Raw genomic sequence first — 19308 nt, 5'->3', positions numbered from 1 at the left:
CGAGGGAACAAAAGAAGCTGAAAAATAGAATTCTAAGGTTTTTGGGACGTGGAGGCATAGATTTACAACCTCGCTCACCAATAGATGAAGGGTGAGACTAATTATTGTTTTATGCAGAAGATTGTTAAGGGAGTAATCAATAGTGCTATGGGTTTAAACTATTCTGTAAGAAAACCCGTCAAGAAATCAATCCATTGACGGGTCAGCTGCTTTAATTGAGCGTAGGTTTATGCTAATTCTTTACGAATAATCTCAGCACCTGCGCTTAATGCATGTAGTTTACCACGAGCGACATCACGAGGGAGAGGAGCCATACCACAGTTCGTGCATGGATAAAGTTTATCCGCATCGACAAATTTTAAGGCTTTTCGTAATGTGTTAGCCACTTCTTCAGGGGTTTCTACGGTATGGTTTGCTACGTCAATAGCACCGACCATGACCTTTTTGCCGCGAATAAGTTCGATTAAATCAATTGGCACGTGAGAGTTATGGCATTCCAATGAGATAATATCAATCTTGGATTGTTGGAGTTTTGGGAATGACTCTTCGTATTGACGCCATTCTGAGCCTAGTGTTTTTTTCCAGTCGGTATTGGCTTTAATACCATAGCCATAGCAAATATGTACGGCTGTTTCGCATTTTAAACCTTCAATCGCTCGCTCTAATGCTGCAATACCCCAATCATTCACTTCATCGAAGAAAACATTAAATGCCGGTTCGTCAAATTGAATAATATCTACACCAGCCGCTTCTAATTCTTTAGCCTCTTCATTGAGAATCTTGGCAAATTCCCAAGCAAGTTTTTCTCGGCTTTTATAATGTGCGTCATAAAGGGTATCAATCATGGTCATGGGGCCGGGTAATGCCCATTTGATTGCTTGTTTGGTGTGTTTGCGAAGAAATTTCGCGTCCTCGACAAATACAGGCTTAGTACGAGCGACGGCATCATATACCGTTGGGACGCTGGCATCGTAACGGTTACGGATACGCACGGTTTGACGTTTTTCAAAATCGACACCGCTTAAGTGTTCGATAAAGGTCGTCACAAAGTGCTGACGCGTCTGCTCGCCATCACTAATAATATCAATACCTGCCGCTTCTTGCTCTTTTAAAGATAGTAATAAGGCATCTTTCTTAGCATTGAGGAGCTCTTCGCCCTCTAATTTCCAAGGTGACCAGAGTTTTTCTGGCTCAGCCAACCACGATGGTTTGGGTAAACTACCTGCTGTTGATGTAGGGAATAACTTTGACATGATAAAACCTTTTAAATTTAAAGTGAATGAGCAACCCACTGATTGAGAATGGTTTGATAGGGTTTAATAAAATGAGTTTCAGCAAATTTACCTTGTTTAACGGCTAATTGAGAACGTTCTACTCGATCATAATCTACCTGTGCAGATGAATAGTCTTGATTACTCAAGCTTGGTTGATAGATAGAACCAGCCACTGTATTGGCGTTATAAATCTCTGGGCGGTAGATTTTTTGGAAACTTTCCATGGTGCTAATGGTAGCGATGAGCTCTAAATTGGAATAATCGTTTAATAGATCTCCCGAAAAATAAAAGGCAAGTGGTGCAACACTCTGTTTTGGCATAAAGTAGCGTACTTGTAGACCCATTTTAGCAAAGTAGTCATCCGTTAAAGAGTATGTGTCTTGCTGATATTCCACACCTAGGATAGGGTGAATATTTTGCGTGCGTTTATAGACTTTATTACTTGAGACACTTAGGCAAATGACAGGTTGTTTGCTAAAGTTGTCTTTATAGGCAGTTGAGTTTAAAAAGGCTTTGAAAAGCTTGCCGTGTAATTCTCCATAGGCCTCGGGTAAAGAGAAATCTGTTTTGTTTTTGTTATGCTCTAATAGCAACACGCTAAAGTCGTAGTCTCTGACATAAGACGAGAAATTATTGCCTACAATGCCTTCATAACGCTTATTGTGTAGGGTATCTAATACGCTTGTTTTAAGTACTTCAATGATTGGAAAATCATTATTATTTTTTTCAATATCGATATCGACAGAAATGATTTCCAATTCGACGGCATAGCGCTTGCCAGTGGGATTATCCCAGTCCGCAAGGCTATTAAAGCGATTATTGATCATCTCAAGGGCTTTACGCAGATTTTGTTGTCGGTTTTCACCACGTGCCAAGTTAGCAAAATTGGTGGTAAGACGAGTGCTATCTGAGGGATGATAGTGTTCATCAAACGGGATACGTTTGATTTTAAATAGTAACTCATTAAACACGTTATTCTTCCTTTTTAAAAGCTCAGTATGGTGATACGGTGATGAGTATCGCCATACTGAGTATATTTTTATCATTGAAGCATAGTGTAATAGACTATTTTTATGAAGTAAAATGATGTTTTTTCAAAAAAACATGAAAGATATTCATATTAATCATTGAAAAATCTTTATGTACTTTGGCTTAATTGCTCCATGACATGAGGATTTTCTAAGGTAGAAATATCTTGGGTGACTTCTTCGCCTTTGGCTAATGAGCGCAATAAGCGACGCATAATTTTGCCAGAGCGCGTTTTGGGCAAGTTTTCGCCAAAGCGGATATCATCTGGTTGGGCAATTTTACCGATCTCTTTGGCCACCCAAGCCTTGAGTTCAGCAGCCACTTTTGTTGCTTCTTCACCTGTCGGACGTTCGCCTTTTAGCATCACAAATGCCACGACGGCTTCGCCTTTAATATCATGAGGTCTACCTACGACGGCAGCTTCTGCGACGAGTGGATGAGCAACGAGTGCGGACTCAATTTCCATTGTGCCGAGTCGATGACCAGAGACATTGAGTACATCGTCAATACGTCCCATAATACGAATGTAGCCTTGTGCATCTCGTGTGGCAGAGTCACCCGCAAGGTAGAGTTGATGGTTAAATTCCTCAGGGAAATATGCTGAGACAAAGCGCTTGTCATCGTTGTAGACGGTACGTAATAAAGACGGGAATGGTCGTCGGATTACTAAGGAGCCTCCTTGTTCGGCAGGAACGGATTTACCTGTTTCATCGACAATATCAACCATAATGCCAGGTAATGGTAAGGTGCAAGAGCCCGGTTTAATCGGGAATGCGCCTGGTAAGGGGGCAATCATATTGGACCCCGTTTCTGTCTGCCACCATGTATCAACGATAGGGCAACGAGAGCGTCCGACTTTTTCGTAGTACCACATCCACGCTTCGGGATTGATAGGCTCTCCTACAGAACCTAATAAGCGTAATGAGGATAAATCGAATTTCTCTGGTAAATCGGCACCAAGCTTAATGAGTGAACGAATGGCTGTGGGTGCTGTATAGAAAGTCGTGACACGATGTTTTTCAATCATTTGCCAAAAGCGAGACGCATCAGGATAGGTCGGCACGCCTTCAAAAATCACTTGGGTAGCACCAACCGCAAGAGGACCATAGCAGATATAGGTATGCCCTGTAATCCAGCCGACATCGGCGGTACACCAGTAGATATCATTGGGTTTGTAGTCAAAGACCCAATGCATGGATACGATAGCCCCCAATAGATAGCCTGCTGTATGATGTTCAACCCCTTTGGGTTTACCAGTAGACCCTGAAGTATAGAGGATAAAAAGAGGATCCTCAGCATTCATTACGGTAGGCTCGCAGGTATTGGCTTGATTAGCAATGGCATCATGCCACCAAATATCTCGATGCGCTGTCCAGCTAACGGCTGTCTCGGTGCGTTGTAGTACGATAACTTTTTCAACAGAAGGACAGTCACCCTCAGAGAGGGCTTCATCAACAGTAGCTTTAAGAGGGGTGCGTTTACCGCCACGAATACTTTCATTTGCCGTAATAATGAGTTTGGCGTTAGCGTCTTTAATGCGATCTTTCACAGCACCTGCCGAGAATCCGCCAAAGACCACCGAGTGAATAGCACCAATACGAGCGCAAGCCTGCATTGCAATGACAGCTTCTGCCACCATAGGCATATAGATAATGACACGGTCACCCTTAGTCACGCCTTGGGCTTTTAAAGCATTGGCAAATGTACAAACACGTTCGTAGAGTTGGCGATAACTAATATGCTCACTAGTGCCGTCATCTCGTTCAAAAATTAAGGCGGTTTTATCGCTTTTATCCGCTAAATGACGATCTAGACAGTTATAGGACACATTTAGCTCACCGTCAGCAAACCAGCGATAAAAAGGTGCTTGGGATTCATCTAGGACTTGCGTGAAAGAGGTGTGCCAGCTAATGTACTGATTGGCTAAATCTCGCCAAAATCCCTCGTAATCGGTCGCGGCTTTTTCGCAGAGCGCATGGTATTGCTCAAGGGTAATATTAGCCTGTTTGACAAAGCTGTCACTAGGGGTAAATAGACGATTTTCTTTGAGTACGGATTCAATAGCAGACATACTTCCTTCCTGTTTAAGCGGTACAACAATGGTTTTTATTGTGATTGATTTTAAGTAAGGGGTAAATGCGGAATTACGCTTATATTGTCGCTGTAGCGTACTTTTTAGGCTGAAAGCAGTATCATATAGGGCAATGATTTCCAAGAAGTACTTTAGGAGAAACGTAAATGGCAACAGAACTTCAAACATCATTAAAAGGTAAAGTCGCTTTAGTGACAGGGGCGGCGAGTGGTTTAGGCAAAGAAATCGCCGAAACTTACGCTAAAGCGGGTGCTGCAGTAGGTATTGCAGACCTCAATATTGAGGGGGCAAATGCGGTAGCAGAACAAATTCGTGCAGCGGGTGGTCAGGCGATTGGTCTGGCGATGGATGTAACCGATGAAGAGCAGGTGAACAAGGGCGTTGCCGCCTTAGTAGCCGAGTTTGGTACGATTGATATTTTAGTCTCAAATGCAGGTGTACAAATTATTGATCCCATCCATAAGTTTGAATTTGCGAAGTGGAAAAAAATGTTAGCTATTCACTTAGATGGGGCGTTCTTGACAACAAAAGCAGCGCTTGAGTATATGTACAAGGACAATAAAGGTGGTGTGGTGATTTACATGGGTTCGGTGCATTCACATTTAGCGTCTAAATTAAAAGCCCCTTATGTCACTGCCAAACATGGCTTATTAGGTCTTGCACGTGTATTGGCCAAAGAAGGTGCGCCACATAATGTTCGTTCGCATGTTATTTGTCCGGGGTTTGTCAAAACGCCATTAGTAGAGAAACAAATTGCGGAACAAGCGAAAGAGCTCAATATTAGTGAAGAAGAAGTCGTGAAAAAAGTGATGTTAGGCGATACGGTTGATGGTGAATTTACAACAACAGAGGATATTGCGCAGACAGCCTTATTCTTGGCAGCATTCCCTAATAAAGCTTTAACAGGTCAATCGATTGTAGTGAGTCATGGTTGGCATATCCAATAAACTCAACAATTGAAAAGTCGCTTTTTATTCGCATGATAGTCGCTTAAAATAGCAGAAATTAGCAATATTTAAAAGGATTATCATGCGTTTAGATGACTGGAAACAGAGTCGGAATATCGAAGATAGACGAGGTTCTTCTCGTGGCGGTGGCTCATTTGGTGGTGGCGGTCGTAAGATTGGTTTAGGTACGGTTGTTATTGCCTTGGCGGCATGGTATTTCCTCGGTGTGAACCCTCTAACCATCCTAGGTGGTGGTGATATTCTTAGCTCTGTAACAGGGGGCTCTGCAACAAGCTCTTCAGGGTATAGCACCTCAGGTACGACAGGTCAGGAAATGACGGATGCAGAGGGTGTTTTTATTTCTAAAGTATTAAAAACTACCGAAACAGTCTGGGAGCGTATTTATGCCCAAAATGGTTGGGGACAATATCCTCAGCCTAAGTTAGTGTTATATACGGGTGCGACACGTAGTGCTTGTGGTGTAGGTCAAGCGCAAATGGGGCCTTTTTATTGCCCTGCGGACGAAAAAATCTATATTGATTTATCTTTTTTCCGTGATACCGGTCGTCGTTTAGGGGTAAATGGTGATTTTGCACAAGGCTATGTGATTGCGCATGAGGTGGGTCATCATGTGCAGCAACGCTTAGGTCTATTAGACCAATATCAACGTGCTAAGCAAGCGAATCCTCGTCAAGCGAATCAAATTTCAGTCGTTTCTGAGTTACAAGCCGATTGCTTTGCAGGTTTGTGGGCCTATGAGTTAGTGAAAGCCGGTAATGTTATTGAATCTGGTGATATTGAAGAGGCTATGGAAGCAGCGGAAGCGGTGGGTGATGATCGTATTCAAAAGAGTCAGCAAGGATATGCGGTGCCTGACTCATTTACACATGGCTCATCGGCACAGCGTGTCGCATGGTTTACGCGTGGTATGAAGAGTGGCAATATTCATCAATGTGATCCTTCGCGTAGCTAAAGATATCCATAAAAAATGGTCGGCTTGTGAAATCCGACCATTTTTTATGCGCTGACTGTGAGGCTGGAATTAGCCGAGTACTCTATAACCGCGCCCAGCTAAACATTGCTGAATAACGCTTTTTTGTTTATCAGCGCCGTTTAAACCACCTGCTGTACCTCCAGAAACGGCACCAATACCTGCACCAACAGCAGCGCTAGCACTATTGCCGGCGATAGCACCGATAGCCGCCCCAAGAGCAGCGCTAATACCAGCACCAATAGCGGCATTACCTGTCGCGCTGACTTGACTGGCGAGGTCTTGGCATTCTTTTAGGTCTTGTTCATAGCGAGTCATGTCTTGCCCTTTTGTATCAACAATTGGGCGGTAGCTAGTACAAGCAGAGAGTGTGCTAGCAAAAACAATAGCCGCCATGGTGTAGTTCATTAACTTCATATTTGATTCCTGTGAGAAGTTGGTGAATATATGCGCCCATTGTGAGACTAATTTTTATTGCTGTACAATCATTTTTTGTTAAGTTTGTTAAAAGTGTGAATTTTTAATGTAGTTTTGTAAGAAATTGCAGTGTTGATTTCATTGAGTTTCTCAAACGCGTTGTTATAGATTTTTCGGTATCAAGGACAATATGATCGATCAAATTCTTTTTTATATTAGCGTCTATGTGCCTCCGCTACTATTTGCTATCACATTGCATGAGGCGGCGCATGGTTATGCTGCCCGTTATTTTGGTGATAATACCGCCTATGTTTTGGGACGGATTAGCCTAAACCCAACAAAGCATATTGATCCTATTGGAACCTTGGCCTTACCGGGATTATTAATTTTATTGAGTTCTCCTTTTGTATTTGGTTGGGCAAAACCCGTTCCTGTTGCTATTGGTAATTTACGTCATCCCAAACGCGATATGATTTATGTGGCCGCAGCAGGGCCTGCTGCCAATTTGGTGATGGCTTTGTTATGGGCGGTGTTATTGAGTGTCTATGGTAGTTTAGGGATAGACTCCGATGTATTAATTACAATGGCATTAATGGGAGTCAAATTAAACGTCATCTTAATGCTGTTTAATTTGTTGCCTATTCCTCCGCTAGATGGGGGGCGTATTTTGATTGGTCTCTTGCCTATTAAGGCATCGCTCACCCTTGCTCGTCTTGAACCTTATGGTATGTTTATTGTATTGGGCCTATTGTTAATCGGCGGTTTAGATACGTTTCTCTCTGAATGGGTTATTGGTGTCGCAAGGTTTATTTTGCGTTTAGTTGGTCTTTAATTTCAGTAAAATAGACAGCATTAAAATTATCGTTTTGGAATACGAATGAGCACAAAAATATTAATCGTACGCTCTTCTTCATTAGGGGATCTCATTTTTATGTTGCCTGCGATTTCTGATATTGCAAAGCACGTCCCTGATGCACAGATTGACTGGGTGGTAGAAGATGTTTTTAAAGAAATACCTAGTTGGCACCCTGCGGTAAATAAAGTCATTCCTATCGCACATCGTAAGTGGCGTAAGGCGTGGTGGTCCAAAGAGGCACGTCAGGCGCGTCGAGAATTTAAGCAAGATATTTCACAAACTCAGTATGATGTTGTTCTTGATATGCAGGCTTTAATGAAGTCAGTTTGGGTAGTGCGTCAGACTAAGGGTGAACGTCATGGTTTGGACTGGAAGTCGGCACGTGAGCCACTTGCCTCATTGTTTTATGATGTGAAGCATAAAGTAGAGTTTTGGCAGCCAGCCGTAACGCGTCAGCGCTTATTGGCGAGTTTAGCCTTTCATTATACTTATGAAGGTGTCCCTGATTTTGGGTTACAACAGTTTACTGAAGGTGTAGAAATTCAACCTTATGCCGTCATTATGCCTTCAGCCAGTCGAGATGATAAATTATGGCCAGAGGCTGATTGGCATGCGGTATTTGACCGCTTAACAGCAGAGGGATTACGTCTAAAATTATTAGCAGGTAATGAGCGAGAAGCAGAACGTGCTCGTGCATTAATTGCGAATTACCCTAATGCGGAAGTATTGCCAAGAATGAGTCTGACTGAGGTGGCAAAGGTTCTTGCCCCAGCTAAAATTATGGTTGGGTTAGATAGTGGTCTCACGCATTTATCAGCGGCATTAGGTCGCCCTACGATTGGTATTTACTCTGCTTCCACCCCTGTGCGTACCCCTCTAGTAGGGGCTGGGTTTACGGCTAGTTTAGGTGATAGAGGCGTGCCCCCCTCTCGTGATATTGTATTGAATAAATTAGAGCAGGCTTTATCCGCATGAATCAATTTTTCTATACCTTACTATTACGCTTAAGTAAACCGTTTGCATTGAGATTGCTTGAAAGAAAAGCGAAAAAAGCGGGTGGAGATTGGGATATTCGAGGCCCAGAAAGATTTGGCATCTATGAAAGCAAACAAGCATCGACGGATATGGTTGAGTTTGATGAGCAAGATAGTATCGGGGATGTGGGGTTTAAAAACCCTATCTGGGTGCATGCTGTTAGTCTCGGGGAAACACGAGCAGCTCAGCCATTTATTCGACAACTTTTAGATCACGGACATTATGTGTTATTGACGCATACAACAGCGACGGCAAGGGCGCAAGGTGTACGACAGTTCTCTGAGGACATTGGGGAAGGACGTTTAGTGCAAGCGTGGTTTCCTTATGATTTTCCTGAGGCGGTTGAGGGTTTTTTAAATCATTGGCAACCACGTTGCGGTATTTTAATTGAGCGTGAGGTTTGGCCCAATATGGTATTGGCAGCTACTCAGCATAAAATACCGATGTTATTAGTCAGTGCAAGATTATCGGAAAGCTCTGCCAAACAAGTTAAGATGATTGGTGGTGTGCTACAAAAGGCCTATAAGGATTTAGATCTTATTCTTGCTCAAACACACCATGATGCAGCACGCTTTGAGGAAATTGGTATTGCTAAACCTTGGGTGATAGGTAATTTAAAGTTCGATTTAAATATTTCACAACAGCAGGTTCAGTTAGGTGAGATGTTGAGAAATAATTTGGATCGACAGGTTGTTGTTATTGCGAGCACACGCGAGGGTGAAGAGCAAGAGTTTATTCAAACCATACTGACAGAAAAGCCAGAAACAAAAGCACCTTTGTATGTTATTGTGCCTCGCCATCCCCAACGATTTGCACAAGTTGAGGGGTTGTTACAAAAGTCAAAATTACGCTATGTGCGTCGCTCGGCTAACCCTAGTGATGAGCAAATCAAACAGGCTGATGTCTTGTTGGGTGATTCGTTGGGTGAAATGTTTTTTTATTATGGTTTAGCTGATATCGCGATTGTGGCGGGTAGTTTTGGTGAGTTTGGTGGGCAAAACCATATCGAAGCATGTGCAGTGGGTGTTCCCGTTATTGTCGGTCCACATACAGAGAATTTTGAGAAATCAGTTGAAGATGCCCTGATTGAGGGAGCGGCACGTCGTACCGAGAATGCACAGAGTGCTTTAATACTGGCGCAACAATTGCTACAGGATGAAGCTCAGCGTTCTGAAATGGGTAAAGCAGGTCAGCGTTGGTTGAGATTGCATCAAGGTGTTAGCCAACGGCTGTATAAGATGATTCAGCCATATTTAGTATAGCGGATGGTCGGCTAATTGTTGATAGTATAAAAAATTGAATTAAAGAGCTTTTATGACCTCATCATTTTTATCTAGTCCTGATTTAATGCAGTCAAGCCTGCGCCAGAGTTTGCCAGAGTTTGCGTTTGTTGAATGGAAAAGTCAGGTCAATTCAACCAATGTATTTTTGCTGCAAGCAGCCAAGAGTGTTGAGGAAGAAAGTTTCCGCCCAGCTTTGCTAGGGGCACATTTTCAAACATCAGGTAAGGGACGGTTAGGACGAAAATGGGCAGGAGAGGTGGGTGGCACATTAATGTTTTCTTGTGCTTATGATGTCTTTTTAAGTGACAATAAACTACCTATGCTTGCACCGATTGCAGGGATTGTGGCATGTGAGGAGTTGCGTAAAACGGTTGGAGAGAAATTTTCCTCACGTTTACAAATGAAATGGCCCAATGATATTCAATATGGTGATGCGAAATTATCAGGCTTATTAGTAGAAACGGTCCGACCCAGTTTGGCACGTCAAAGCGATCAGCATCGAGTGGTGGTAGTGGGCATGGGGATGAACTTACTCCATGCCAAAGAGTTAAGTGCGTCATTAGGGCGTAAGGTAGCGGATTGGACCTCTGTTTTACAAGATATGCACACGGATGAGCAGTTATTAAATCAATCTATGGCTTTATTAGTCGCACGTATTGCCAAGGCATGGAATGATGCGTTTGCACTGTATGAAAGAGAAGGCTTTGCACCGTTTGTGGCACGTCATCAATGTTTAGATGCTCTTTATAATAAACCCGTCGATGTATGGCAAGATGATAAGTTTGTGATGAGTGGTGTCGCTAAAGGTCTAGATGATAAGGCGCATTTACTACTGGAAATGCGTAATGGGCAGTTATTGCCTTTATTAACCGGGGATATTACGATTCGTCCTAGTGGGGAAGCCTTGTGATTGATAGAGGTCTTGGATATATCTTATTGTTGGATAGTGGCAATACTCGCTTAAAGTGTCGGGCGGTATCGTTATTTCATCCTGAGCTATCGTTCCAAGAGCAAATCCTTGCAGAGACTTCCATTGCCAATGATGATATCGATCAATTGGGTGTGGTCTTGCAAGACTATCAACAACGATTTGGTCAATTAGTGCATGTCTATGGTGTTTCTGTGGCTGGAGAGGCTATACAGAAACATTGTGAAGCGGTTGTGGGGCATGTGGTGGATACGGCTTCTCCGATTACGTGGTTGGCGGTGATGCAGAGTCATTTGGGTTTACAGAATCATTATGCCTTAGATCAAATAGGGAAAGATCGTTGGTATGGTGTTTTAGGTGCTTATACGCATGCTTTAGCGCAAGTATCTGGGTATTCAGCTTTTTTATATATCAGCTTTGGTACGGCGACAACGATTGATGCGGTGATTGCGCAAGACTATGTGGGCGGGGTGATTTTACCGGGTGTACAGTTAATGCAACGCAGTCTTTTCCAAGGGACGGCTCAGTTACCAGAAGTGCGATTGCCTCATACCCCTGCTATTGCTTTTCCAAAGGCCACTTATGCCGCTATTGAAGCGGGTATTGCTATTGCACAGGCAGGTGCCGTGATGCGTCAAGTACAGAAGTTTTATCGTGACTATCAACGAGTGCCGAGTCTATTGGTGAGTGGTGGAGCAAGAAAAGGGGTTTTGGCTGAAATTCAACAAGCTTATCAAGAATGGGCTGAGCCACTCCAGTTGCCTCCATTAAAGCTGATTGAATTAGAAACCCCTGTTTTAGACGGGATTCATCAAGTTTTATTAAAGAGTTAAACGCTGTGTTAACGTGTTAAAAACTTATTGAGAATATTTTTTAAGATAACTAATTTCCCATGAAAAAAATGCCCTGAGTCAGGAATGACGGTGATAGGTAATTGTCGGTCTTTTAGCCAAACATAGGCATCAGCTAGTGGGATAACATCATCTTTTTCGCCGTGTACTAATAGTGTATTTTCTGGTAATGTCACTTCCCGATAAGCAAAGCGCCATACACCTGGCCCCAATAGAATGAGTTGCGTTGGTAAAGAGGCTTGTCGATCATGAAGTTCGGCATAGAGTTGAGCTGCCACAGCGGTGCCAAAAGAAAATCCTCCGAGTACCCACGACTGCCCTTGGAATTGAGGGTATTGTTGGAGAAACTGCTCAATCAGCACTAACATATCGGCTGTTTCACCTTTTGCATTGTCAAAACTGCCTTCAGAGAGACCTACGCCACGGAAATTGGGGCGTAATGCAACATAACCATTTTGTACGCAGGTGCGCGCTAGTGTTGTGACGACTTTATTGGTGTTGGTTCCATCGAAAAGAGGGTGAGGGTGGAGGCATAATGCCCACCCACGTGGCTCATCATCAGGAAAATCAATGGCACACTCAATATTGCCGCTAAGACCTTTGAAAATGGTTTGTTCTGTACGCATAGATTACTCTTTGGAGAAAATAATCGCCTGTGGTCGGAATTCGGTAGGTGTTTTGACTTGAGCCCCGATTTGCGTTTCGCTAGGGATAAAACCAAACCAACCCGCACCTAAACCAAATAATAAAACATTAATGAGAATCAGGCTAAAAAGCAGTTTAAACACGATAAAACAATCTAAGAATGAATGAGAATTATACTGTAACCGAAAAAAGCTATACAGTTTGTAAAATATGTTTAATTACGCTGTTTCTTCATTCATTAGAATCTTATAATGTTAAGAAACTTTTGATTTATTTTCTTTGCTAGGTTGTTATGTCTCGTAAACTCCCTCTTATTTTAATAGCGACTGCGGTGGTTGCTGGTGGTGCTTATATTGCTTATAGCGGTAAAGACTCGGCTGAACCAGTGGTAGCGGCTAATCCTTCTGGTGTTAGTGCCTCGACCGTAGCAGCGCCTGTTAGTCCAGCCCTTTCGTCGAATATTTTTGTCACGACACCTCAAACACCGACGGTACAGAGCTTTGCTAATGTGATTGCTCCTACTATTGAGGCAAGAGCATGGATGGTGATGGATTTAGAGAGTGGTCAGATTATTGCGCAACATAATGCAGATGAGCGTTTAGCGCCAGCTTCTTTGACTAAATTATTAACAGCAAGCTTAGTATTTTCTGCATTAGATGCACAACGCTTGGGTCTCGACCAAGAGGTGACAGTGTCAGAGCGTGCGTGGCGTACGGGGGGGTCGCGTACCTTCATTGAGCCGAATAAGTCCGTCAAAGTGAGCGATTTGCTACAAGGGATGATTGTACAATCTGGTAATGATGCGACTATTCAATTAGCTGAGGCGGTAGCAGGTAGTGTTGAGGTCTTTGTTGATCAGATGAATAAAGAAGCGCAAGCATTTGGTATGGCAAACTCTAGCTTTGCTGACCCCACGGGATTACCTTCACCAAACACATATACTACGGTACGTGACTTATCGATTCTCGCCCAGCATGTGATTAAGGATCACCCGAGTTACTATCATTATTTTAGCCAACAAGAGTTTACGTATAATAAGATTCGTCAACCTAATCGTAATGGCTTATTAGCTCGTAATATTGGTGTAGACGGCTTAAAAACAGGGCATACGGACGATGCAGGTTATTGTTTAATCTCTACTTCTGTACGTGATGGTCGTCGTGTCCTTTCAATTGTGATGGGTACCAAGACAATGCGTGAGAGAGAGCAGTTTAGTCAACAATTATTAGATTGGTCATATCAAAACTTTAGTAACCAAGTTGTTGCGCGTACAGGTCAAGCAGTAGTCACACCTCGTGTCTATGAGGGGGCAGCTAAAACGGTGAATTTAGGTTCACAGAACGGTGTAGCAGTCACTGTCCCTCGTGGTCAAGAACAAAATGTGCAAATGCTGACACAATTAAATCGTGAATTAGTTGCCCCAATCGCTAAGGGGGATCCAGTAGGTTCTGTACAGTTTGTGCTTAATGGACAGATTATCAAACAAGATACTCTAGTTGCACTAGAAGATATTCCACAAGCAGGTTTCTTTGGACGTATGTGGGATAAAGTTGCTCGCTTATTTTAATTGAGAAGTAATATGACAGATTTTTTGATTCAAGGGATTACCCAGGACAGTACCGTCTATTTAAACGGTGAATATTTACCATTAAGCGAGGCAAAAATCTCTGTGCTGGATCGCGGGTTTATCTTTGGTGACGGTATTTATGAGGTTGTGCCGGGATATAACCGTAAGCCTTTCCGTTTGAAAGAACACGTAGCACGTTTAATGCGTAGTCTGGATAAGATTGGTATTCAAACAGGTAAAGACGCTGCTTTCTGGGAAAATCTTATGCGCAGCATGATTGAGCAGTCGCCATGGGAAGATAACTATGTTTATCTACAAGTAACCCGTGGTGTGGCAAAACGTGATCATCCTTTCCCTAATCCACCAGTGACACCGACAATTTTTGCCATGACCTCACCTTTTAAACGCTTAACAGAACAAGAGCGTACTGTAGGGATTAAAGCCTTAAGCTTCCTTGATGAGCGTTGGTTGCATTGTGATGTGAAGTCTATTTCACTATTGGGCAATGTGTTAGCAAAACAATATGCCGTAGCCAATGGTGTACAGGATGTTATTCAGTTCCGCGACGGTCTGATGACTGAGGGTGCCTCAGCCAATATCTGGGTCGTTAAAAATGGTACGTTATTAGCACCCAAGCGTGATAATCGTATTTTAGAAGGTGTGCGTTATAGCTTATTAGAAGACTTGGCGAAAAAGACTGGCGTGCCTTTTGAAGAGCGTGATATTACCAAAGAAGAAGTCGATACGGCAGAAGAGTTATTACTGACTGCTGCTATGCGTGAAGTAGTTGCTATCACTACTTATGACCATAAGCCTGTGGGTGCTGGTGTACCAGGACCTGTATTCAAAAAATTACGACAAGCATACGATGAGGTGTTAGCTGCATTATGAGTACAGAAAAAACATTAAGTGCTGAGCAATTGGCTCGTTTGCGTGAAGCAGTCGATCCAAATAATCCTTTTGGTTTAAAAGAAATCCCACCAGAAGAATCGTTGATTGAATATCCATCAGATTTTCCTATTAAAGTGATGGCTCAATCCCATCCAGAACTGATTGATGCGTTAGTCGAGTTGGTGTTGCTACATGACCCTGAGTTTCAAAGAGAAACCATTGAGGTGCGTCCTAGTGCTAAGGGTAACTATACTGGTTTGACACTCACGGTGCGTGCTACTTCTCGTGAGCAGTTGGATACGATTTATCGTACCTTGCATGCACATGAGTTAGTTAAAGTTGTCCTATAAGAGCGTAACGGCGCATTATGCAAATTAAAAGGCTGGACGGTTTAGCAGATTATCAAGCAACGTTTGATGCAATGCGAGCGTTTACGGCTAACCGTACCACCGAGACTGAGGATGAACTTTGGCAGGTAGAGCATGCCCCTGTTTATACGCTGGGGCAAGCGGGTAAGCCAGAGCATATTTTAAACCCAAAAAATATCCCTATTATTCGTAGTAATCGGGGTGGGCAAGTGACTTATCACGGTCCGGGGCAAATTGTTCTCTATCCCCTGATTAATCTTCACCGTGTACAATTATTTGTTCGCGACTATGTGAATCTTCTTGAAGAAGCCATTATCCAAACATTAGCAGAATTTGGCATAAGGCATGCTCAGCGTAAGGAGGGTGCCCCGGGCGTATATGTGCCTTATCAAGCACAGGGCATGCCGCTTGATTTAGCCAAAATAGCGGCGTTAGGGGTTAAAGTGAGTAATGGCTGTACCTATCACGGACTATCGTTAAATGTTAATATGGATTTAAGCCCGTTTTATGGGATTAATCCTTGTGGTTATGCAGGTTTGCAAACTATTGATATGTTTAGCCTAGGCGTTAATGCAGAGTGGCAAGCGGTGGCGGATTCCTTAAGTGCTCGATTGATTCATTTGATTGAGCAGCATCAAGCCATTGCATAACCACCCCTATTTTTTAAACTTATCTTAGTATTACACTTAATTGTTTAAGACCTTTTCTAAGTTTTGACTAAAGCGTTCCGCATTTTGGAAACCAATGACACGGATAGTACGATTCTCTTGTCCTTTTTTGTCAAAGAAGATAATACCCGGAGGCCCAAAGAGTTTAAACGCTTTGAGTAATTCACGGTCTTGTGCGGTGTTTTTAGTCACATCGACTTGTAGTAACTGCATTTGATTCATTAGACTTTGGACATGGGTATCGGTAAAGGTGAATTTTTCCATTTCTAGGCAAGAGATACACCAATCTGCATAGAAGTCTAATAAGACAGGTTTATCCGTTTTAGCAAGAATACCTTTTAATTCATCCAAAGCGCTGATGCGAGTAAACTGAACATGGTCACTGCTACTACTGACTTTTAAAGGATGTAGGACGCTACGCGATCCCATGGCTAAACCGATGCAAAGCATAATCGCCCATGCTACGGCCAACCCACCGAGTAGCTTTAAAAGAATGTTTACAAAAGAGCGGGATTGGTAGTTTCTAAATGTCCCAATAATATAGGCAAATGCGAGTGCTAAGGCTGCCCATAAAACCATCGGTAGCCATGGAGGGAGTAGAGGGGATACCATCCAAAGTGCAGCAGCAAATAACAACAAGCCACAAACTTGTTTAACCGTATTCATCCACATCCCTGCACGGGGTAAAAGAGCGCCAGAACTTGACCCTAATAAAATTAAAGAAGCCCCTTGTCCCCATGCTAAGACAAATAAAATTAAGCCCCCTGTTGTGATATCCCCTGTCTGAGAAATAAAGAGCAGTATCCCTGCTAAAGGTGCAGCAACACAAGGGCCGCAGATAAGCGCAGAGAGCATGCCCATTAATAAGGCTCCTCCATTTTTACCTGCGGGTAATTTATTTACAAAATGATTGAGTTTGGTTTGAATGCTCGCAGGAACTTGTAGATTGTAAGCCCCCAACATGGCAATACCAAAAAGCACTAAAAAGAGTGCAAAAAGACCGAGAACCCAAGGGTTTTGAATCCAGTTAGCCAATGCTGCACCAATAGAGGCTGCAATAACGCCTAAGATGGTATAGACGATAGAGGTTCCTAGCACATAAAAGAGCGTGAGGCGTAGATTTTGAAAACGAGTAGTTGCATGAGTTTGCGTACCTACAATTAAAGAAAGTAGGATAGGCAACATCGGTAGTACACAAGGGGTAAATGATAGTGCTAAACCGAGTACAAAGGCAATCATCAACATTTGCCAAAGGTTGGCTTGATTAAGCCAATGTGCAATATCGGTATCCCCAGCATTTAATAGGTCAAATGATGAGCTGTTGGTTATGGTTGCCGTATCATTATCAAGTATTGTCGCTTCATGATAGGCGATACGACTCGCCCCTGTATCCAGTTTAGGAAGAGAGATTTCATACCCTGTACTTGTTGGCGTGAGTGGTATGTAGTAAAACATGGGGGGATAACATAACCCGGCATCTGCACAGCCTTGTGCTGTTACTTCTAGGGTGAACGCTTGACCATGGTTGTCTAACTTATTTAAAGGTAGTGCCAATAAGGCCTGATGGTGATAGACCTCCATGTCTTTATCGAAAGTAGGATCATACTTAACCACGCCATTGGATAATTGCGCTTGTTCGATAGGAATTGTACGATGGGTATTATCGGTCGCAATGGCTTTAAGTTCAAAACGTTCACGATACATGTAGTAGTCAGGCGCAATACTAAAGTCGATATGCAGAGTTTGTGAGTCATCAACTTGTGCTGATAGAGTAAACGCTTTTTCTGGGTCAAGAAAATCATCTTGGGCAAAGCTAGGCTGAGCAAGCAATACTGCAAAAGCAATGAGAAAATAGTGATAAAAACGAGACACCATAATTAGCACTCAGTAGAAGTTTGCGTTTGTTGGCTAATCCAAGCAAGGTAATCCGCATGCCCGCCGATAATCGGCAAACAAATTATTTCAGGCAAATCATAAGGATGAAGCTCAAGAATCTTATCCATACACGCTTGGGCTGTATGGGTAGAGGTCTTAATTGTCAGACTCAGCTCTTCACTACCTTCGAGATTATCTTGCCACATATAAAGCGATAAGCCCGGATGTGCGATATGGACACAAGCGGCAAGGTGATCCTCAACGAGAATGTGAGCTAGACGTTTTGCAAACAGCAGGTCGGGAGCCGTCGTCTGGATAATCAGAGCTTGGTGTTGCATAATCGCGCTTAGTAAACTAAAACCATTATGATAAGCCGAAATGCATAGAAAGAAACTGATATTCATCAAGTTTATGATGATAATAGAAACGGATTGTAAAAAGTTGAAACATTTAAAGTGTAAACAGGCTTTCTGAGGAGATTGGAGAGATAAATTCTGCTACTAAAAATACGGTTTTTCGCCTTGTGAAAGCAATCAGGGTTAAAATGAGAGTTTACTATTTCAATACAGTTGCCTTGCAAAGCAGAATATGAGTACTACGACGTTACCTCCAGCAGATAAAGATGTCGCTTATGATGCGACTAAAAAACAAAAATCTTTTGAGAAAACTTCACGTATTCCCATCAAGATTATTCCAGTTGAAAAGCTTAAGAAGCCTGAATGGATTCGTGTCAAAGCGGCTGCTCCCAATTCTAAGTTTAATGATATTAAACGTATTCTCCGAGAGAATAATATGGTGACGGTTTGTGAGGAAGCCTCTTGCCCAAATATCGGAGAGTGTTTTGGTGGTGGTACGGCAACCTTTATGATTATGGGTGATAAGTGTACTCGCCGTTGCCCATTCTGTGATGTTGGTCATGGTCGTCCAGATCCTTTAGATGTGAATGAACCGAGCAATCTAGCCAAGTCAATTGCTGCAATGAAATTACGCTATGTGGTGATTACCTCTGTTGATCGTGATGATTTACGTGACGGTGGTGCTCAGCATTATGTGGACTGTATTACTGAGATTCGGGAGCGTTCACCCTCGACGAAGATTGAGGTTCTTGTCCCTGATTTCCGTGGTCGTTTAGAGAAAGCCTTAGATATTTTCTCAAAAGGCTTGCCTGATGTATTAAACCATAACTTAGAAACAGTACCTCGTCTTTATAAGCAGGCACGTCCAGGTGCTGATTATCTACATTCCTTAAAGTTATTAAAAGATTTTAAGGCAATGTACCCTGATATTCCAACTAAATCAGGCTTGATGGTAGGACTTGGCGAAACTGATGAGGAAATCTTACAAGTGATGCGTGATATGCGTGAGCATAATATTGAAATGCTCACCATTGGTCAGTATTTGCAGCCTTCGGATCATCATTTGCCGGTTCTACGTTATGTGCATCCAGATACCTTTAAGATGTTTGAAGAGGAGGCCTATAAGATGGGCTTTACGCATGCGGCAGTAGGTGCGATGGTACGCTCATCGTATCATGCTGATCAACAAGCTCATAATGCGGGTGTTGAACATTAATTTGCTTTGTCGGCGAAAT

At 42.8% G+C, this 19308-nt stretch carries 20 protein-coding genes; 12 read left to right on the top strand and 8 right to left on the bottom strand.

Annotation, left to right across the window (positions count from 1 at the left end; all coding sequences use genetic code 11):
• Positions 1 to 227: 227 nt before the first annotated feature.
• The 3 genes from HKX39_RS10270 to acs all read right to left on the bottom strand — a co-directional run bounded on the left by HKX39_RS10270 (position 228) and on the right by acs (position 4374).
• The gene (locus tag HKX39_RS10270) at positions 228 to 1253 is read right to left on the bottom strand and encodes a methionine synthase (protein WP_171681238.1); all 1026 of its coding nucleotides are present in this window, start codon (positions 1251 to 1253) and stop codon (positions 228 to 230) included.
• A 17-nt stretch (positions 1254 to 1270) separates the two neighbouring features.
• Positions 1271 to 2245, bottom strand: a complete 975-nt coding sequence (locus tag HKX39_RS10265; RefSeq protein WP_343043452.1) for a DUF1852 domain-containing protein — start codon at positions 2243 to 2245, stop codon at positions 1271 to 1273.
• Positions 2246 to 2412: 167 nt separating this feature from the next.
• Complete coding sequence (acs, locus tag HKX39_RS10260; RefSeq protein WP_171681236.1) at positions 2413 to 4374, bottom strand: acetate--CoA ligase; 1962 nt, start codon at positions 4372 to 4374, stop codon at positions 2413 to 2415.
• A gap of 167 nt (positions 4375 to 4541) precedes the next feature.
• Between acs and HKX39_RS10255 the strand changes: the two genes are divergently transcribed.
• On the top strand, positions 4542 to 5342 hold the full coding sequence (locus HKX39_RS10255; RefSeq protein WP_171681235.1) for a 3-hydroxybutyrate dehydrogenase: 801 nt from the start codon (positions 4542 to 4544) through the stop codon (positions 5340 to 5342).
• Positions 5343 to 5424: 82 nt separating this feature from the next.
• A complete protein-coding gene (ypfJ, locus tag HKX39_RS10250) occupies positions 5425 to 6315 on the top strand; it encodes a KPN_02809 family neutral zinc metallopeptidase (RefSeq protein WP_171681234.1) in 891 nt (296 codons plus the stop codon).
• 69 nt (positions 6316 to 6384) lie between these two features.
• Here the strand turns inward: ypfJ and HKX39_RS10245 are convergent, their stop codons facing one another.
• A complete protein-coding gene (locus tag HKX39_RS10245) occupies positions 6385 to 6750 on the bottom strand; it encodes a glycine zipper family protein (protein ID WP_171681233.1) in 366 nt (121 codons plus the stop codon).
• Positions 6751 to 6943: 193 nt separating this feature from the next.
• Between HKX39_RS10245 and HKX39_RS10240 the strand changes: the two genes are divergently transcribed.
• Genes HKX39_RS10240 through HKX39_RS10220 form a run of 5 tightly spaced genes read left to right on the top strand, consistent with a single transcriptional unit; the run spans position 6944 to position 11685 of the window.
• Positions 6944 to 7582, top strand: a complete 639-nt coding sequence (locus tag HKX39_RS10240) for a site-2 protease family protein (RefSeq protein WP_171681239.1) — start codon at positions 6944 to 6946, stop codon at positions 7580 to 7582.
• Positions 7583 to 7627: 45 nt separating this feature from the next.
• Complete coding sequence (waaC, locus tag HKX39_RS10235) at positions 7628 to 8581, top strand: lipopolysaccharide heptosyltransferase I (protein WP_171681232.1); 954 nt, start codon at positions 7628 to 7630, stop codon at positions 8579 to 8581.
• The gene (locus tag HKX39_RS10230; RefSeq protein ID WP_171681231.1) at positions 8578 to 9903 is read left to right on the top strand and encodes a 3-deoxy-D-manno-octulosonic acid transferase; all 1326 of its coding nucleotides are present in this window, start codon (positions 8578 to 8580) and stop codon (positions 9901 to 9903) included. Before waaC ends, HKX39_RS10230 begins: the two co-directional genes overlap by 4 nt.
• A gap of 52 nt (positions 9904 to 9955) precedes the next feature.
• Positions 9956 to 10834: a biotin--[acetyl-CoA-carboxylase] ligase gene (locus HKX39_RS10225; RefSeq protein WP_171681230.1), complete on the top strand. Its 879-nt coding sequence runs from the start codon at positions 9956 to 9958 to the stop codon at positions 10832 to 10834.
• Positions 10831 to 11685 carry a type III pantothenate kinase gene (locus HKX39_RS10220; protein WP_171681229.1) on the top strand — a complete coding sequence of 285 codons (855 nt, stop codon included), beginning with the start codon at positions 10831 to 10833 and terminating at the stop codon, positions 11683 to 11685. The genes HKX39_RS10225 and HKX39_RS10220 overlap by 4 nt, the downstream gene beginning before the upstream one ends.
• Before the next feature lie 8 nt (positions 11686 to 11693).
• Here HKX39_RS10220 and HKX39_RS10215 read toward each other — a convergent pair whose 3' ends face one another.
• Positions 11694 to 12329: an alpha/beta hydrolase gene (locus HKX39_RS10215; RefSeq protein WP_171681228.1), complete on the bottom strand. Its 636-nt coding sequence runs from the start codon at positions 12327 to 12329 to the stop codon at positions 11694 to 11696.
• A 3-nt stretch (positions 12330 to 12332) separates the two neighbouring features.
• The gene (locus HKX39_RS10210; RefSeq protein WP_171681227.1) at positions 12333 to 12491 is read right to left on the bottom strand and encodes a hypothetical protein; all 159 of its coding nucleotides are present in this window, start codon (positions 12489 to 12491) and stop codon (positions 12333 to 12335) included.
• A 149-nt stretch (positions 12492 to 12640) separates the two neighbouring features.
• Between HKX39_RS10210 and HKX39_RS10205 the strand changes: the two genes are divergently transcribed.
• Genes HKX39_RS10205 through lipB form a run of 4 tightly spaced genes read left to right on the top strand, consistent with a single transcriptional unit; the run spans position 12641 to position 15824 of the window.
• On the top strand, positions 12641 to 13915 hold the full coding sequence (locus HKX39_RS10205; protein ID WP_171681226.1) for a D-alanyl-D-alanine carboxypeptidase family protein: 1275 nt from the start codon (positions 12641 to 12643) through the stop codon (positions 13913 to 13915).
• A 12-nt stretch (positions 13916 to 13927) separates the two neighbouring features.
• Positions 13928 to 14806: a D-amino acid aminotransferase gene (locus HKX39_RS10200; RefSeq protein WP_171681225.1), complete on the top strand. Its 879-nt coding sequence runs from the start codon at positions 13928 to 13930 to the stop codon at positions 14804 to 14806.
• Positions 14807 to 14844: 38 nt separating this feature from the next.
• Positions 14845 to 15156 (top strand): DUF493 family protein, encoded by a 312-nt coding sequence (locus HKX39_RS10195; protein ID WP_246226182.1) that lies wholly within the window; start codon positions 14845 to 14847, stop codon positions 15154 to 15156.
• A 17-nt stretch (positions 15157 to 15173) separates the two neighbouring features.
• Positions 15174 to 15824 (top strand): lipoyl(octanoyl) transferase LipB, encoded by a 651-nt coding sequence (lipB, locus tag HKX39_RS10190; RefSeq protein WP_171681223.1) that lies wholly within the window; start codon positions 15174 to 15176, stop codon positions 15822 to 15824.
• A 36-nt stretch (positions 15825 to 15860) separates the two neighbouring features.
• Here lipB and dsbD read toward each other — a convergent pair whose 3' ends face one another.
• The gene (gene dsbD / locus HKX39_RS10185; protein WP_171681222.1) at positions 15861 to 17717 is read right to left on the bottom strand and encodes a protein-disulfide reductase DsbD; all 1857 of its coding nucleotides are present in this window, start codon (positions 17715 to 17717) and stop codon (positions 15861 to 15863) included.
• A 2-nt stretch (positions 17718 to 17719) separates the two neighbouring features.
• A complete protein-coding gene (gene cutA / locus HKX39_RS10180; protein ID WP_171681221.1) occupies positions 17720 to 18055 on the bottom strand; it encodes a divalent-cation tolerance protein CutA in 336 nt (111 codons plus the stop codon).
• A 250-nt stretch (positions 18056 to 18305) separates the two neighbouring features.
• On the opposite strand from cutA, the gene lipA reads away from it, so the two are divergent.
• Entirely contained in the window at positions 18306 to 19289 is a 984-nt protein-coding gene (gene lipA / locus HKX39_RS10175) for a lipoyl synthase (protein WP_171681220.1), read from the top strand.
• The last annotated feature ends 19 nt before the right edge of the window (positions 19290 to 19308 follow it).

It is taken from the genome of Pelistega suis (assembly GCF_013133795.1).
Lineage (GTDB): Bacteria > Pseudomonadota > Gammaproteobacteria > Burkholderiales > Burkholderiaceae_B > Taylorella > Taylorella suis.
The sequence above is the reverse complement of the archived record's forward strand: the minus strand, read 5'-3'. Positions and strand labels throughout refer to the sequence as shown.